11 protein-coding genes are annotated in these 15,438 nt (G+C 73.0%); 4 read left to right on the forward strand and 7 right to left on the reverse strand.

The genetic code is table 11. The features are described from left to right. Positions 1–164: 164 nt before the first annotated feature. From LN042_RS30130 to LN042_RS30140, 3 genes are all read right to left on the reverse strand, one after another. Positions 165–497, reverse strand: a complete 333-nt coding sequence (locus LN042_RS30130) for a hypothetical protein (RefSeq protein WP_230054581.1) — start codon at positions 495–497, stop codon at positions 165–167. Positions 498–742: 245 nt separating this feature from the next. Further along, a complete protein-coding gene (locus LN042_RS30135) occupies positions 743–1,762 on the reverse strand; it encodes a helix-turn-helix domain-containing protein (protein ID WP_230054582.1) in 1,020 nt (339 codons plus the stop codon). 172 nt (positions 1,763–1,934) lie between these two features. Next, the gene (locus tag LN042_RS30140; protein WP_230054583.1) at positions 1,935–3,044 is read right to left on the reverse strand and encodes an SLAC1 family transporter; all 1,110 of its coding nucleotides are present in this window, start codon (positions 3,042–3,044) and stop codon (positions 1,935–1,937) included. Positions 3,045–3,114: 70 nt separating this feature from the next. Between LN042_RS30140 and LN042_RS30145 the strand changes: the two genes are divergently transcribed. From LN042_RS30145 to LN042_RS30155, 3 genes are all read left to right on the forward strand, one after another. Then, positions 3,115–4,077: a LysR family transcriptional regulator gene (locus tag LN042_RS30145; protein ID WP_230054584.1), complete on the forward strand. Its 963-nt coding sequence runs from the start codon at positions 3,115–3,117 to the stop codon at positions 4,075–4,077. A 77-nt stretch (positions 4,078–4,154) separates the two neighbouring features. Further along, positions 4,155–6,749, forward strand: coding sequence for an ATP-dependent chaperone ClpB (clpB, locus tag LN042_RS30150; protein ID WP_230054603.1), 2,595 nt, complete (start codon positions 4,155–4,157; stop codon positions 6,747–6,749). Positions 6,750–6,992: 243 nt separating this feature from the next. Further along, the gene (locus LN042_RS30155; protein ID WP_230054585.1) at positions 6,993–7,553 is read left to right on the forward strand and encodes a YbjN domain-containing protein; all 561 of its coding nucleotides are present in this window, start codon (positions 6,993–6,995) and stop codon (positions 7,551–7,553) included. A 154-nt stretch (positions 7,554–7,707) separates the two neighbouring features. On the opposite strand, the gene LN042_RS37860 is transcribed toward LN042_RS30155, so the two are convergent. Further along, positions 7,708–11,664 (reverse strand): tetratricopeptide repeat protein, encoded by a 3,957-nt coding sequence (locus tag LN042_RS37860; protein WP_230054586.1) that lies wholly within the window; start codon positions 11,662–11,664, stop codon positions 7,708–7,710. Then, positions 11,661–12,083: a hypothetical protein gene (locus LN042_RS30165; RefSeq protein WP_230054587.1), complete on the reverse strand. Its 423-nt coding sequence runs from the start codon at positions 12,081–12,083 to the stop codon at positions 11,661–11,663. The genes LN042_RS37860 and LN042_RS30165 overlap by 4 nt, the downstream gene beginning before the upstream one ends. Positions 12,084–12,996: 913 nt before the next feature. On the opposite strand from LN042_RS30165, the gene LN042_RS30170 reads away from it, so the two are divergent. Further along, the gene (locus LN042_RS30170) at positions 12,997–14,157 is read left to right on the forward strand and encodes a pyridoxal phosphate-dependent aminotransferase (RefSeq protein WP_230054588.1); all 1,161 of its coding nucleotides are present in this window, start codon (positions 12,997–12,999) and stop codon (positions 14,155–14,157) included. A gap of 25 nt (positions 14,158–14,182) precedes the next feature. Here the strand turns inward: LN042_RS30170 and LN042_RS30175 are convergent, their stop codons facing one another. Beyond that, positions 14,183–14,944 (reverse strand): phosphotransferase family protein, encoded by a 762-nt coding sequence (locus LN042_RS30175; protein WP_230054589.1) that lies wholly within the window; start codon positions 14,942–14,944, stop codon positions 14,183–14,185. A 6-nt stretch (positions 14,945–14,950) separates the two neighbouring features. After that, complete coding sequence (locus LN042_RS30180) at positions 14,951–15,430, reverse strand: NUDIX domain-containing protein (protein WP_230054590.1); 480 nt, start codon at positions 15,428–15,430, stop codon at positions 14,951–14,953. Between the last annotated feature and the right edge of the window lie 8 nt (positions 15,431–15,438).

Raw genomic sequence — 15,438 nt, forward strand, 5'->3', positions numbered from 1 at the left:
GCTGGGCGCATGAGAGAACGTTCGGTCTTGCTGGACGCGCCGGGCACCCCCGCGGCGCCGCCGGACGGGCGCTGCGGTTTTCGCGCCCGGGAGCAGCCTGCGCGACGCCCTCGGGCGAGCCCCCGCTGCGCCCGTCCGTCCACCGGGAAAGCCCTGCGGGACCGTCAGTGGATCGCCACCCGGCCGTCCGCCTGCCGCACCACGCGGTCCAGCGCCTCGGCGGCCTTGACCCGGACGAACGGGGAGAGCCGGGTCGCGACCAGCGCCCGGTGGCCGAGGGAGAGCTCGTCGGCCCAGACCTCGGAGCCCAGCTCCACCAGCCGGGCCAGCTCCGGAACGCCGTCCGAGACGGCCGCGAACACCCCGTCATCGACCAGGTAGAGCACCACCCGGTCGCCGGCCTCGGCGAGCGAGACGGCCTCCCTCAGGAAGCTGCCCGCCTCCGGCTTGCCCCACACCGCCTGACTCTCCACCAGCACGTGCGAACGCCCGGCCATCTCCCGCTCCTCCCCCGTGGACCGTCCGGGGAGGGGCGGCGCTACCGGTCGGCGGCCCGATTCCCCTCGCCGGACGGTTTCCTGACTGTTGATCAGCTAGGCGAACAGGCTGCCCCAGGACCCGCGGCACGACAAGGTGCCGGCCGGTGCGGGTTTCCGCAGCTGCGTGTTCCTGCAGCCGCCCGGCTGCGCGCGACCGGGCCGCGGGTCAGCAGCCGCCCGGCTGCGCGCGACCGGGCCGCGGGTCAGCAGCCGCCGGCGCTCCGCTCCCCCTCGCCGCGCATCAGCCAGCCGAGCTGGAACAGCGTCTCCGCCTCGTACTCCTGGCGCAGCCGGGCGATGTGCCCCGCCACGGTGCGCTCGCTCAGGCCGATCCGGTTGGCGATGGCGCGCCGACTCAGGCCGCAGGCCAGCAGCCGGGCGATCCGGTCGGCCACCGCGCCGGCGTCGGGCACGGGGTTCGCCGAGCCCCAGGCCACCCGCTCGGCGCGCTGCCAGTCACGCTCGAACATCTCGACCAGCACCTCGACCGCGGTGGGGTCGCAGACGAACGCGGCGCTGCCCATGTCGGCGGAGGCCGGGATCAGCGCGACCTTGCGGTCGAAGATCAGCATCCGCTGGAAGTCCTCGTCCAGCACCCGGATCCGGGCGCCGTACGGGGTGACGGCGGCCGCGTAGGCGGTGGTCGCCGGGTCGGTGCGGGCCACCGGTTGGTAGAGGGTGCGCATCGAGCCGCCGCCGCGCAGGAACGGCACGTCCTGGGCCATCGCCCAGGCCAGGTGGTCGGCCGGGCGGTCGCCGCCGGGCTGGGCGGTGAGGATCTCGCTCTCGGTGTCGGCCACCAGCTGGGCGATCCGGTGGCGGATGCTGTCCCGGTCGGTGACGGTGTCCACGGTGCCGGAGCGCAGCCCGTAGCTGCGGGGAGCCGCCTCGTAGGCCTGGGTCAGCTCGTCGAGCAGGGCCGGCACCTCGTCGGCCTGGCGGAGCAGTTCGGCGGCCCGGGCGCGCAGCGCGCCGCCGGCCCGGCCGAGGAAGGCGCGCGGGCTGACCGCCGAGTAGAAGGTGCCGCCCGGCAGGCCGCGGACCAGGCCGAGGGCCAGCAGCTGGTTGAGCGCCGCGGTGTCCCCGGGTCGGACCTCCTCGGACTTCACCCAGCCGCCGTCGGCCACCACGGCCAGGTAGAAGGCGCGGGCCGCCGGGTCCGGATCGAGGTCCAGGACGCCGGGCTCGTCGCGGTGCCCCACCGGCTCGGCCGGCTCCGCCATCGCACTCCACCCCCGACTTGACTGTCCTCCGCCATCCTGCCAGCCGGCAGGGTCGGGCGCGAGAGCGGGTGCCCGTTCGGGCGTTCGGTCGGCCCCGCGAATGCAGATCATCACACGTCCCGTCAGCCGGACCGCGGCCGAGGGGTGGTTCGCCCCGCGAGGTGGCACGACGTCACGCCGCGGCCCGCAGCAGCCGTCCGCCCAGCAGCGCGCTCGCCGTCCGGGCGCCGGCCACCGCCCAGGCCGCCAGCAGCAGGCCGTAGAGCGCCACCGCCAGCCAGCCGAAGCCGGCGACCCCGGTGTGCCGGGCCAGCGACGCCGTGCCGGTGACGCAGGTGCCGACCGGGAAGGTGAAGGCCCACCAGGTCATGCCGAACGGCATCCGCCGGCGCAGCAGCGCCCGGAGGTTGGCGGCCGCCGCCAGCGCCAGCCAGAGCAGCGCGAAGCCGGTCATCGCCACCCCGTAGAGCACCGCGAAACCGAACGCGGGGGCGGCCAGCGCGGGCGCCACCGCATGGGCCGCGTCCGCCAGGTTGCCGACCGCGGTGCTGGACTGCCCGAGCGGGCCGAGCACCAGGAAGAGCGACGGGGTGAGCAGCACGCTGGGCAGCTCGCCGTACACCAGGCCGGCGAAGACCACCGGCAGCAGCACCAGGGTGGCCAGCAGACTGGCGCCGAACAAGCCGTAGCAGGAGTAGAACAGCCACGGGCGCAGGTCGGCCGGCAGGTGCGGCAGCAGCGCCGGGCCGAGCGCCGCGGCGACCATCGGGGCGACCACCGGCAGCAGCCAGGTGGGGTTGGCGGCCGGCGCGGAGATCCGGTGCCGGGTGACCATCAGGTACGGGATGCCGGCGGCCACCAGGACGGCGTAGAGCGTCCCGGTGCTCCACAGCAGCAGGTCCAGGGCGACCGCCGTACCGGTGCCGATCAGCGGCGCGCCGACCGTCAGGGTGCCGAAGCCGACGGCCAGCAGGGCCATCGGCGGGCAGCCGTAGAAGACGGCGGTGGCGGGGTCGTCCAGCAGCTGCTCCCGGGCCGCCGCGCGGTGCCTGGTCAGGTGCACCAGCCGGGCCGCGACCAGCACCGCCAGCATGACCAGCGACAGCGCCCAGACCGCCTGCGCGTAGGCCTGCTGGCCGGGCACCCGGTGGGGCAGCGCGACGGCGGCGTTGGCGGTGATCGCGGTGCCCATCACGGCGGCGTACCAGTTCGGCCCCAGCTGGGCGAGGTCGAGCGGTCCGCGCGGGACGGCGGGGGCGGGTCGGGCGAGCAGGGTGGTCATGGCTCCAGCCTCGGCTCGACCGGCCCCCGCCGGTAGCCGCCGCGGACCTATGGGGACATAACCTGGGTCTATGGCCCTCTCCCCGCTGGTCCCCGAACTCGGCGCGCTGGAACTGCTGCTCGAAGTGGCCCGGAAGGGCAGCGTCGGGCAGGCGGCGGCGGCCGTGGGGATCAGCCAGCCCGCCGCCAGCTCGCGGATCAAGGGCATGGAGCGGCAGCTCGGCCTGCCGCTCCTGGAGCGCTCGCCGCGCGGCTCGCGGCCCACCCCGGCCGGCCGGCTGGTCGTCGAGTGGGCCCGCCAGGTGGTGGAGGCCGCCCAGGCGCTGGACGCCGGGATCGCCGCGCTGCGCGAGGACCGGGACGCCCGGCTGCGGGTGGTGGCCTCGCTGACCGTGGCCGAGTACCTGATGCCGGGCTGGCTGCTGGCGCTGCGCGGGGCCCGCCCGGGCACCGCGGTGACGCTGCGCACCGCCAACTCCCAGGCGGTGGCCGGCCAGGTGCTGGCCGGCGAGGCGGACCTGGGCTTCGTGGAGGGCGGCCGCACTCCGCCGGGACTGGCGGGGGTGGCGGTGGCGGCGGACCGGCTGGCCGTGGTGGTGGCGCCCGGGCACCCCTGGGCCAGGCGCCGCACTCCGGTGACCCGCGCCGAGCTGGCCGGCACCCCGCTGGTGCTGCGCGAGCCGGGGTCGGGCACCCGGGAGGTGCTGGACCGGGCGCTCGGCTCGCCGGCCGAACCGCTGCTGGAGCTGGCGTCCACCACCGCGCTGAAGGCGGCCGCGCTGGCCGGCGCCGGACCGGTCTGCCTGAGCGAGCTGGCGGTGGCCGACGAGCTGGCGACGCGGCGGCTGGTGGAGGTGCCGGTGGCCGACCTGGATCTGCGGCGGCCGCTGCGCGCGGTCTGGCCGGCCGGGCAGCGGCCGAGCGGCCCGGCCCGCGACCTGCTGGCACTCACCGGATCGGTGCCCGTCCACGGCCGAGCCGAGCCGGCGATGACCGGACCCATCGACCGGATCCCGATCTCCCCGCCTACTTGAGGCAGCAAAGCTGAGCGCGCTAGACTCAACTTGTCTTAGCAGCGAGCAAGCACCTGGAGGAGCACCCCACCGTGGCCATGGACGCGAGCAAGTTCACCACCAAGACGCAGGACGCCCTGTCCGTCGCCATCCGGCAGGCCGGCAGTGCCGGCAATCCGGACGTCAGGCCGGTGCACATCCTGCTCGCCCTGCTGGAGCAGCCCGAGGGCCTGGCCCGGCCGCTGCTGGAGGCGGTCGGCGCGGACGTCCCGCAGCTGATCGGCGCCGCCCGGCAGCAGTTCAAGGCGCTGCCCAGTGCGCAGGGTTCCACCGTCTCCGCCCCGCAGCTGGGCCGGGACACCCTGGCCGTGCTGGAGGACGCCGGGCGCCGGGCCGAGAAGCTCGACGACGCCTACGTCTCCACCGAGCACCTGCTGGTCGGCCTGGCCGCCGAGGGCGGGCCGGTCGCCGAGTTGCTGACCCGCCAGGGCGCCACCCCGGCCGCACTGCTCGACAAGTTCACCGAGGTCCGCGGCTCCGGCCGGGTCACCTCGCCCGACCCGGAGGGCACCTACAAGGCGCTGGAGAAGTACGGCACCGACCTCACCCAGTCCGCCCGCGACGGCAAGCTCGACCCGGTGATCGGCCGCGACCAGGAGATCCGCCGGGTGGTCCAGGTGCTCTCCCGGCGCACCAAGAACAACCCGGTGCTGATCGGCGAACCCGGTGTCGGCAAGACCGCCGTGGTCGAGGGGCTGGCGCAGCGGATCGTCGCCGGTGACGTCCCCGAGTCGCTGCGCGGCAAGCGGCTGGTCGCGCTCGACCTGAGCGCGATGGTGGCCGGCGCCAAGTACCGCGGTGAGTTCGAGGAGCGACTGAAGGCCGTCCTGAACGACATCAAGCAGAGCGACGGCCAGGTCATCACCTTCATCGACGAGCTGCACACCATGGTCGGTGCGGGCGCCGGCGGCGACTCCTCGATGGACGCCGGCAACATGCTTAAGCCGATGCTGGCCCGCGGCGAGCTGCGGATGGTCGGCGCCACCACGCTGGACGAGTACCGCGAGCGGATCGAGAAGGACCCGGCGCTGGAGCGCCGCTTCCAGCAGGTGCTGGTCGGCGAGCCCAGCGTGGCGGACACCATCGCGATCCTGCGCGGCCTCAAGGGCCGCTACGAGGCGCACCACAAGGTGCAGATCGCGGACGCCGCGCTGGTCGCCGCCGCCTCGCTGTCGGACCGCTACATCACCTCGCGGTTCCTGCCCGACAAGGCGATCGACCTGATCGACGAGGCCGCCTCCCGGCTCCGGATGGAGATCGACTCGTCTCCGGTGGAGATCGACGAACTCCAGCGCGCCGTCGACCGGTTGCGCATGGAGGAGCTGGCCCTGGAGAAGGAGTCCGACGCCGCCTCGGTCGAGCGGCTGGACCGGCTGCGCCGCGATCTTGCCGACAAGCAGGAGCAGTTGAGCGGCCTGACGGCCCGCTGGGAGCAGGAGAAGAAGAGCCTCAACCGGGTCGGCGAACTCAAGGAGCGCCTCGACGGGCTGCACGGCGCCCTCGAACGCGCCCAGCGGGACGGCGACTTCGAGCAGGCCTCCAAGCTGATGTACGCCGAGATCCCGGCCGCCGAGCAGGAGTTGGCGGTTGCCCAGGAGAAGGCGCAGGACGAGGAGGCCAGTGCCTCGATGGTCAAGGAGGAGGTCGGCCCGGACGACGTGGCCGACGTGGTGTCCTCCTGGACCGGCATCCCGGCCGGCCGGCTGCTGGAGGGTGAGAGCGCCAAGCTGCTGCGCATGGAGGAGGAGCTGGGGCGTCGGCTGATCGGCCAGCAGACCGCCGTGCGGGCCGTCTCGGACGCGGTGCGCCGCACCCGTTCCGGCATCGCCGACCCGGACCGCCCGACCGGTTCGTTCCTCTTCCTCGGCCCGACCGGCGTCGGCAAGACCGAACTGGCCAAGGCGCTCGCCGACTTCCTCTTCGACGACGAGCGCGCCATGGTCCGGATCGACATGAGCGAGTACGGCGAGAAGCACTCGGTCTCCCGTCTGGTCGGCGCCCCGCCCGGGTACGTCGGCTACGAGGAGGGCGGCCAGCTCACCGAGGCGGTCCGCCGCCGCCCGTACAGCGTGGTGCTGCTCGACGAGGTGGAGAAGGCCCACCCGGAGGTCTTCGACGTGCTGCTCCAGGTGCTCGACGACGGGCGCCTGACCGACGGGCAGGGGCGCACGGTGGACTTCCGCAACACCATCCTGATCCTCACCTCCAACCTGGGCAGCCAGTACCTGGTGGACCCGACGGTGCCGGACACCGCCAAGAAGGAGCTGGTGCTCGACGCGGTGCGCGGCAACTTCAAGCCGGAGTTCCTCAACCGGCTGGACGACATCGTGGTCTTCGACGCGCTGGGCACCGCGGAGCTGAGCCGGATCGTCGACCTGCAGGTGGCCAAGCTCGCCGAACGGCTGCACGACCGCCGGCTCACCCTGCACGTCACCGACGCCGCCCGCGACTGGCTGTCGCTCACCGGCTACGACCCGGCGTACGGCGCCCGGCCGCTGCGCCGCCTGGTGCAGTCCGCGATCGGCGACCAGCTGGCCCGGGCGATCCTGGCCGGGGAGGTCCGCGACGGCGACACCGTGGTGGTCGAGCGGGACGAGACCGGCGACCGGTTGACGGTGCGGGCCGAGCGCTGAGCGACCGGTTGACGCGGCGGGCCGAGTCGGCCTGCGCGGCCGGTTGACGGGGCGGGCCGGGCGCGTGCGCGGCCGGTCCCGGACCGCTCCGTCGACCCGGTGATCCGATCCCGCGGTTCCGATCTTGAGCCGGGGCCCTGAGCTCCTGTGCCCGGGGCCCCGGATGAGGCAGGATGGGAGGCAGTTGGAAGGGCGGCCCCGAACACCACCAGCCACCCTTGTGCACTGTTGAAGGGACCCCCTGTGAGCATTGACCCGTCGTCGATCCCGTCCTTCGGCGCTCCCCAGCCGCCCGCGGGCGGTGGCGGCCGCCCGGCCGGCCCGCCGCCGATCGTGGTCCCGGACCAGAACCTGGTGAAGCAGCTGCTGGACCAGATGCAGCTCAAGCACGTGGTGGACGAGGAGGGTGACCTCGTCGCGCCGTGGGAGGGCTTCCGCGTCTACTTCATGTTCCGCGGCGACCAGAAGGAGCTCTTCGCGGTCCGCGCCTTCTACGACCGGCCGTACACGCTGGAGCAGAAGGGCGAGATCCTCGACCTGATCGACGAGTGGAACCGCGAGACCCTCTGGCCCAAGGTCTACACCCACACCCACGAGGACGGCATCGTCCGGCTGATCGGCGAGTGCCAGATGATCATCGGCACCGGGGTCAACATCGACTACTTCATCACCACCACCGCCAACTGGACCCAGGCGGCGGTCGGCTTCGAGCAGTGGATGGTGGAGCGCCTCGGCCTCCAGGAGGACATCGACGAGATCGACGGCGAGGGTGGCGCCGACGACGACGGCCCGGCCGAGGACTGAACCTCCGCCTGCCGTACCCGTGATTCCTGGCCCGGCCTGCCCTCCCAGCAGGCCGGGCCAGGTGCTTGTGCCCCGGAACCGCGTGCGATGGGCACCCGTCCGGCCCCCTGCGACCAGCATTCCCCGGTCACCCGTCCGCCCGGTGACCCGGCGCTCACTCCTCGGCCGGGGACCCGGGGCCGTGCCCGAGCCGCGCACGGATCTCCGCTGCCTCCGCCCCGCGCCCCACTCTCTCCAGGCCCTTGGCCCGGGCCGCCTCGACCGTCCGCAACTGCTCCTGGAAGGCCTCGGGTGCGCCGGCTGCCAGGCGGCGGTAGACATCGGCCGACCGCGCCCCGGTCTCCAGTGCTTCGTCCAGTCGTCCGACCCGCCACAGGCCCACGGCGAGGTCGGCCAGCCAGTCCGCGAGCGCGGGCTCGTACGCCCCGGGGTCAGCGACGGCCAGCCGGCGGTGCCTGGCGACCAGTTCCGTCGCCACCTCCACCAGTTCGGGCCACGCCTGGGTCGAGTAGTACAGGAAGCCGAGGCGCTTGAGGGCGGTGATGAGCAGGGGCTCGTGAGCCGGCTGGTGGGAGAGCACCGACCGGAGGACCAGTACCGCCTCCTCCAGGGCCGCCCGTGCCTCTCCCGGGCGTCCCGCGTTGAGCAGCTCCCCACCGAGGTTGCCCAACGCAAGGGCGAGGAGCCGCTCATGCTCCCGCCCGTGGCGCTCGACCGCCACCCGGGTGAGCGCGACGGCCTCCTGGTACGCGGCCAGCGCCTCCTGCGGGCGGGCGACACGCGACAGGGCGACCCCGTGGTTCAGCACCCCGTTCGCCAGAACGGGCAGGTGGGCCGACAGGCCGGCAGCGACCAGCCGTCGACTGAGCGCCACGGCCTCCTCACTCGCCGCCAGCACGTCCTGCGGCCGTCCCGCCGGGACCAGCAGGTGCGCCAGGTTGCCCAGCAACCGGGCGAGTTCGGGCTCGTGCGCCTCGGGGTTGCGGGCGGCCAGTCGCCGGCACACCGCCACGGCCTCCTCGCCGGCCGGCAGCCCGCCGCCCACTTCCGCCAGGGTGCCCAGCGCTCGGGCCAGTTGGGGCTCGTGGAGCGGATCCGCCTCGGCCAGTCGCCGGTAGCGTGCCACGGACTCCTCCGCGGCCGCCAGCGCCTCGGCACCGCGGCCGACCCCCGGGAGGGAGCCGGCGAGGTTGTTCAACGCCATGGCGAGGTCCGGCTCGTGGGCCTGCGGGTCGGCGGCCACCAGGCGCCGCCGGCGGGCCACGGCCTCCTCGGTCGTTGCCAGCGCCTCTTCCGATCGCCCGGCCCGCTGGTAGGCCGCGCCGAGGTTGAGCAGCGCCACGGCGAGGTCCGGTTCATGGGCCCGCGGGTCGTCCGCGGTCAGGGCCCGCCACAGGGCGACGGACTCCTCGCCGGCCGCCAGCGCCTCGGCCACCGGGCGACCGCCGTCCAGCAGCTGCTTGACGAGATTGGCCAGGACCTTGGCGAGGGCCGGCTGGTGGACCCTCGGGTTGGCGGCGGCCAACTCCCGGTAGAGGGCGGTGGCCTCCTCCGTGGTGTCGAGCGCCTCGACGCGCCGCCCCGCGTGCGCCAGCAGGGCCCCGAACGTGATCAACGCCTCGGCCAGGCCGGGCAGATGGGCCTGCGGGCTGGCGGCCGCCAGTCTGCGCCAGATGGCCACGGACTCCTCGCCCATGGTCCGGTCGTTCAGCACCGCGCCGAGGTTGTTCAGCGACTGCGCGAGCCCGGGCTCGTACCTGCGGGGGTTGTTCTCGACCAGTCGCCGGTAGATCTCCACCGCCTCCGCCGCCAGTCGCCGGGCCTCGGCCCGGTCTCCCAACTGCCCGGCGTCGACCGCAAGGTTGCTCAAGTTCCTGGCCAGGTCGGGGTTGCCGGCCTGCGGATTGGCGCCGGCCTGTCCCCGCCGCAGCTCGACGGCCTCCGCTGCGGCCTGCCGTGCCTCCTGCCACCGCCCCACCGCGGCGAGTTGGACACCCAGGTTGCCGAGCGCCAGCGCGAGCAGCGGCCCGTACGACTGCGGATCGGCGGCGGCCAGCCGGCGTCCGAGGGCGACCGCTTCCTCGGTGGACACCAGCGCCTCGCCCCGCAGGCCCATCTTGGACCGCATGGAACCCAGGTTGATCAGCGTCGTGACGAAATCCTTCTCGTGGGACGGGTCGGCGGCGGCCAGCCGCCGGTAGACGGGTGCGGCCTCCTCGGCTGCCGCCAGGGCCTCGTCGTGCCGGCCCACGTCCGCCAGCCGGGCCCCGAGGTTCGCCAGCGACCTGGCACGGTCGGCCTCGTACGCCTGCGGGTCGGCGGCGGCCAGCCGCCGGTGGAGCGCCAGCGCCTCCGCGGTCACCGCGAGCGCCTGGTCGTCGTGCCCCAGCTCGGCGAGGCAGACTCCGAGCTGATCGAGCGCATCGGCGAGCGCGGGCTCATGGGCCGACGGGTCGCCGTCCGCCAACCCGCGCAGCAGGGCGACCGCCTCGCGGCTCGCCGCCACGGCCTCCTCGCTCAGCATGGCCCAGGAAAGGCGCTTGGCCAGCAGGTCGAAGATGCGGGCGCGATTCGCCGGTTCCTCGGTGATGGCCAGGTAGTGGGCGGCGGTCCGGCGGACGACGGCGGCCGCGCCGACGTCCAGGTCGGTGTGCGGGGCCTTCGGGAGCTTCTCATCGATCGCGTCCAGGACGTCGATGCCGACGCCGCCGAGATCCGCCAGCGCGATGAGCGCGGCGCTGCCGGCCTCGAGGGCGACTTCGGGATGCGCGGTGAGCAGCGGGTTCAGGTGGCCGGTGGCGACCTCGGGCCAGCGGCGGGCGGTCTCGATCAGGACGGTCAGCGTGCTGCTCAGCCCGGCTGTCGGGACACCGGCGTCCCGTCCGGTGAGCAGCAGCCGGACCGCGCGGGCAGCCCATGCGTCGGGGCGGGCGTTCGTCGGCCCGTGGCCCACGATGGCCAGGCCGAGGAAGTCCTCACCCAGCCGGTCCGGGTACAGCGGCTCCATCACGGTCGAGGCGTCACGCGGCGGATAGCAGTGGTTGTGGTCACTGAGGATCCGCTGGGCCACGGCGTTGGAATCGGCCAGGTCGGTGCGCCGCATGGCCGCGTACGCGTCGTCGATCTCCTGCGGCCGGGTGAGCGTGGCGACGAGCACGGCCTTGCGCATCGTCTCCGGGTCCGTGCCCAGGGGGTCCGGGGTGCGCCGGTGCAAGGCCACCCAGTGCTCGATCTCGCGCTCCAGCAGGCGGGCCGAGGCGCGGATCGGGTCGGCGGGCGGCTCGTCCCCGCACTTCAGGGCGTCAACCGCGGCCAGGGCGGCTGCGTGGATGGTCAGGACCTGGGCGTACTCCTTGCCCTCCGCCAGGGCCGGAGGGGGAGCGACGGTCCTTGCCTGGTCCTCGGGCAGCCCGAGGAGGGCGGCGAAGCGGTCACGGGCCTGCTCGAACAGTTCCGTCCGCAGGGCCGGCCGGTCGGCGAGCGGCGCCAAACGGGATGCGCCTGCGACGACGTCGAGCCTGCGGCGGAGCCAGCCGGCGAGGGCCTGCCACCACAGGCCGGCGGTGCGGGACAGCAGCAGCAGCCGCACCGGAGCGCCCCGGTGGAACAGCGCGGGATCCTCGAACAGCTCACACAGTGCGTCGACGGACCAGCGCTCGGCATAGTCCACCACCACCAGGATCCCGGCCGCCGCGTCGGGCACGGGTGGCGCCGCCCGGCCGTGACGGCCCGGCTGCTGCTCCGCCTGCCACACCGCCCACCCCGATCGGCGGCTCAGCTCGGCGAAGTGCCCCGCCAGGCGCGTCTTTCCCTGACCGCCGGGCCCGTACAGCAGTCGGACCGCCAGGCCCGGCTCCTCGGAATCGTCGCGCCACTCCAGCAGGCTGTCGGTCTCCGCCTGGCGGCCGGTGAACGGCACCGCCTGGTGCCGGGACAGCAGCAACTGCGAGGGCTGCGCGGCCGGTTCCCTCGGCCGGATCCGCTGCGGCCCGGCGGGGAACTCCTCGATCCGGTAGGCCGGTTGCCACTGGTGGACGTTGACCGTGCCGGCGCCCTGGAAGATGACGGGCTGACCGCCGTGCACATGGTTGTTCTGCGTGTAGCCGTTCACGACCGCTGGTCGGGCGGTGTCTGGTGGATGTTGACCGTGCCGTCGCCCTGGTAGAAGACGGGCTGACCGCCGTGCGCGTGGTTGTGCTGCGTGTAGGTCTTCGCGCCCTGCGGCAGTCGCTTCGCCAACTCCTCGATCTGCGCGCGCAGTTCCTCCTCGGCCTCGGGATGGTCGCGCAGCAGTTCCGCCAGCCGGAACTGCCACGACCCGACCAAGGCTCGGCGGGCCGGATCGCGGTCCTCGTTCCGTTCCACCATGGCGGCATCGGCGTCCAGCTGGGCCTCGATGGCCTGCGACTGGCCCTGGCGGTGGAACAACCGGACGACTCCCTTACGGGTGGCCTCCCACGCCCCGGTCGCCATCGCCGTCACGATGGTCGTCGCCCCGGACATTGCCAGGCCGGCCAGTTCCTGCTCCATCACCACGCACCCTTCACAGGCAATCACCAACCATCTTGTTATACCGTCCTATTGATCGACCATCACCTCTGCCGCACAGTGCTCCCTCCGCGCATGACGTCCGAACGCCGCCTCCCCGCCCGCCATCCAGGAAGGCGCGCCAACCGCGCGCCTCGGGCTGGGTCAAGCCCTGCCCGCCCGCCTGTTCGCTGGTGAGCTGAGGGCGAATGCGGTGGGCCCTGCCGAGATGCCGGATCTGCCTGCGCGCACTCCCACGCCTTGGCTGCCCATATCCCGATCGCGGGTCAGTGGGACCAGCAGGGGTCTTCGACCATGCCCCAGTCATTCATGATGTCGACCGTGGGCCCGGGTGGCTTCAGATTCGGCAAGTCCCCCTCGTCCCAATAGGTCTTCACCCAGTCCACGCCAGCCATGACATCAGCGCTGGCGCGGTTCGGATGCCCCAGGGTCACCGTGATCTGGCGCCTGCGGGCGATGTGGCGGACAACACGGGCTGCTGACCGCCGCCGTAGGTCCTCTCCGTCTTTGCGTGGATGTCGGTGTACCTGTGGCTCTCCAGTACTTCTCCTCCTGCTCCCTGAATTCCGCGAACTTGGCCGGCACGATGTCGGTGAGCACGAACTGCTCGCGGCTGTAGGTCGCGTAACCGGTCTTGTGCAACTTGAGGTCGAACCCGTACGAGGCATGCGGGCTCGCGTCGTAAGAACCCTCGTTGGCCGAGGACAGCGGCGGATTACCAGCGTCCGCCTGGCCGCCGCCCCCATGGCCGTATACCAGCAGCAGGCCGCCACCCCCCACCCGCACCGGCCACCGCACGTCCCGGTGAACTCGCCATCGAACCACCGGTAGCTCTTGTCCATAGGTCATCAGCCATCAGAGGATTGGCCCGACCACGACGCGTGAGGAGCCGCTGATGGGTGCGAGGCCGCTGCTGAACCGCCGGCTGGCGGGCATGGGGACGACGATCTTCGCCGAGATGTCCGCCCTGGCCACCGCCACCGGCTCGATCAACCTCGGCCAGGGGTTCCCGGACACCGACGGACCGCGCGTCGTCGCCGAGGCTGCAGCGCGGGCGGTGCTGGAGGGCCGCGGCAACCAGTACCCGCCCGGTCCTGGCATCCCCGAGCTGCGCAGCGCCATCGCCGAGCACCAGCATCGCTTCTACGGGCTCACCTACGACCCCGACACCGAGGTCCTGGTCACCGCCGGGGCCACCGAGGCCATCGCCGCCTCCCTGCTCGCCCTGCTGGAGCCCGGCGACGAGGTCATCGCCTTCGAGCCGTTCTACGACTCCTACGCCGCCTGCATCGCCATGTCCGGCGCCGTCCGGGTGCCGCTGACCCTGCGCCAGCCCGACTTCCGGCCCGACCTCGACCAGCTGCGCTCGCTCATCACCCCGCGCACCCGGCTGCTGCTGATCAACACCCCGCACAACCCCACCGGCACCGTTCTCACCCCCGAGGAACTCGCCACCATCGCGGAGATCGCCGTCGAGCACGATCTGCTGGTCATCACGGACGAGGTTTACGAGCACCTCGTCTTCGCCACTGGCCACCACCCCATCGCCGCCCTCCCCGGCATGCGTGAGCGCACCGTCTCGATCTCCTCGGCTGGCAAGACCTTCTCCTTCACGGGTTGGAAGGTTGGATGGGTAACGGCGAGCGCTCCGCTGGTCGCAGCAGTACGAACGGCCAAGCAGTACCTCACGTACGTCAGCGCCGGCCCCTTCCAGTACGCCGTCGCCGAGGCCCTGCGCCTGCCCGACAGCTACTTCACCGGCTTCCGCACCGATCTACTCCGCAAGCGCGACCTGCTGGCCAACGGCCTTGCAGCTGCTGGCTTCCAGGTCGTCGTCCCCGAGGGCACGTACTTCATCACCACCGATATCACCCCACTCGGTGAAACGGATGGATTGGAGTTCTGCCGCACCCTCCCCGAGCGCTGCGGCGTCGTCGCCATTCCAAACGTGGTCTTCTACGACAACGCCGAAGCCGGCCGCTCGCTGGTCCGGTTCACGTTCTGCAAGCGTGATGAAGTGCTCGCTGACGCGGTGGAACGGCTCCAGCGGCTTTAACCGGCCCGCAGGAAAGCAGTTCCGGTCACGAACGCCCTCGGAATTGGGACCTGCTGCCGGGTGCCAAGGCTCGGTCAGCGAGACGGTGGATTCGCCAGTAGAGGTGGAGCCGCTCCTCGGCACCCGGGCCTGGGTCGGCCGCCAGGCCCGCGACCGTCGCCGTGCTGGCATGGCGCAGGCGGACGGCGAGGCGGGCCAGGTCCGAGAGGGGGTCTCCGAAGGCGGCGAGTTCCCAGTCGAGAAGGAGGCGGGTGCCGTCGGGTTGACGGACCAGGTGGCCGGGTTGCAGGTCGTGGTGGAGGAGTCGGGGTTCCGGGTCGGGGGCGAGGGCGTCGAGTTGGTCGTGGAGTTCGGCGGCCTCCGGGGCCAGGTGAGGTGCTGCGGCGGCGTAGTGGGCGAGGCGGTTGTGGAGGTAGCTGGGCCAAGTCGGGTAGCGGCGGGCGCCGGCGAGGCGGCCGAAGTGGGTGCCGGGGACCTGATGGATGGCGGCGAGGGGTTCGGCGAGTTCGTCGAGCAGGTGCTCGGCGGCGACGGGGTCGGGGTGGACCGCGGTCTGGGCGGTCCACCCCGGGTGGTAGCCGGGGGCGATGGCGAGCAGGCGTGGGGCGGGGATGTGGTGGGCAGCGAGCAGACGGAGGGCGGCGGCCTCGTTGGCGGCTCGGGCGGGGTCGCCGTAGTGCTTGAGGACGTACGGGCTCGGCTGGTCGACGTACCAGACGCGGTTGGCCTGGCCGGTGGTGATCTCGCGGGCTCCGGGTGGGACGCGCCCGTCAGCAACAGGGTGCATGGGGTATCAGGCGATGTCGCCGAGGTAGGGGGTGTCGGGGTCCCCAGTGGCGAGGGCGGCAATGGGGGCGCGGAGGCTGTGCGGCAGCAGGTTGACGGTGGGGACCTTGTCGAGCGGGACCCACTCGAGGCCGGTCTGCAGGTCGTCGGCCTGGTGGCCGCCGAGGCGGCTGGGGTCACTGGTCGGGGTGCACTTGAAGATCGCTTCGATGCGGTGGGTGCCGGCCTCGGTGTCGGCGTGGTCGTGGTTGGCGCCGATGTACTCGCGCAGCCACAGCAGCTTCTCGACCTGGACGGTGAGGCCGGTCTCCTCCTCGACTTCGCGGCGGGCGGTGTCGGCGAGGGCTTCGCCCGGGTTCTGGCCGCCGCCAGGGAGGAAGTAGCATTCCTGGCCCTCCCAGTTGGCGGCCTGGAGGAGGATCTGCCCGGCGTGGAGGACGATGGCCTTGGCGGCGGTACGGATGGTGACGGTGATGGGCTCGGACATTGCTGCCT

This window comes from Kitasatospora humi (assembly GCF_020907985.1).
GTDB lineage: Bacteria > Actinomycetota > Actinomycetes > Streptomycetales > Streptomycetaceae > Kitasatospora > Kitasatospora humi.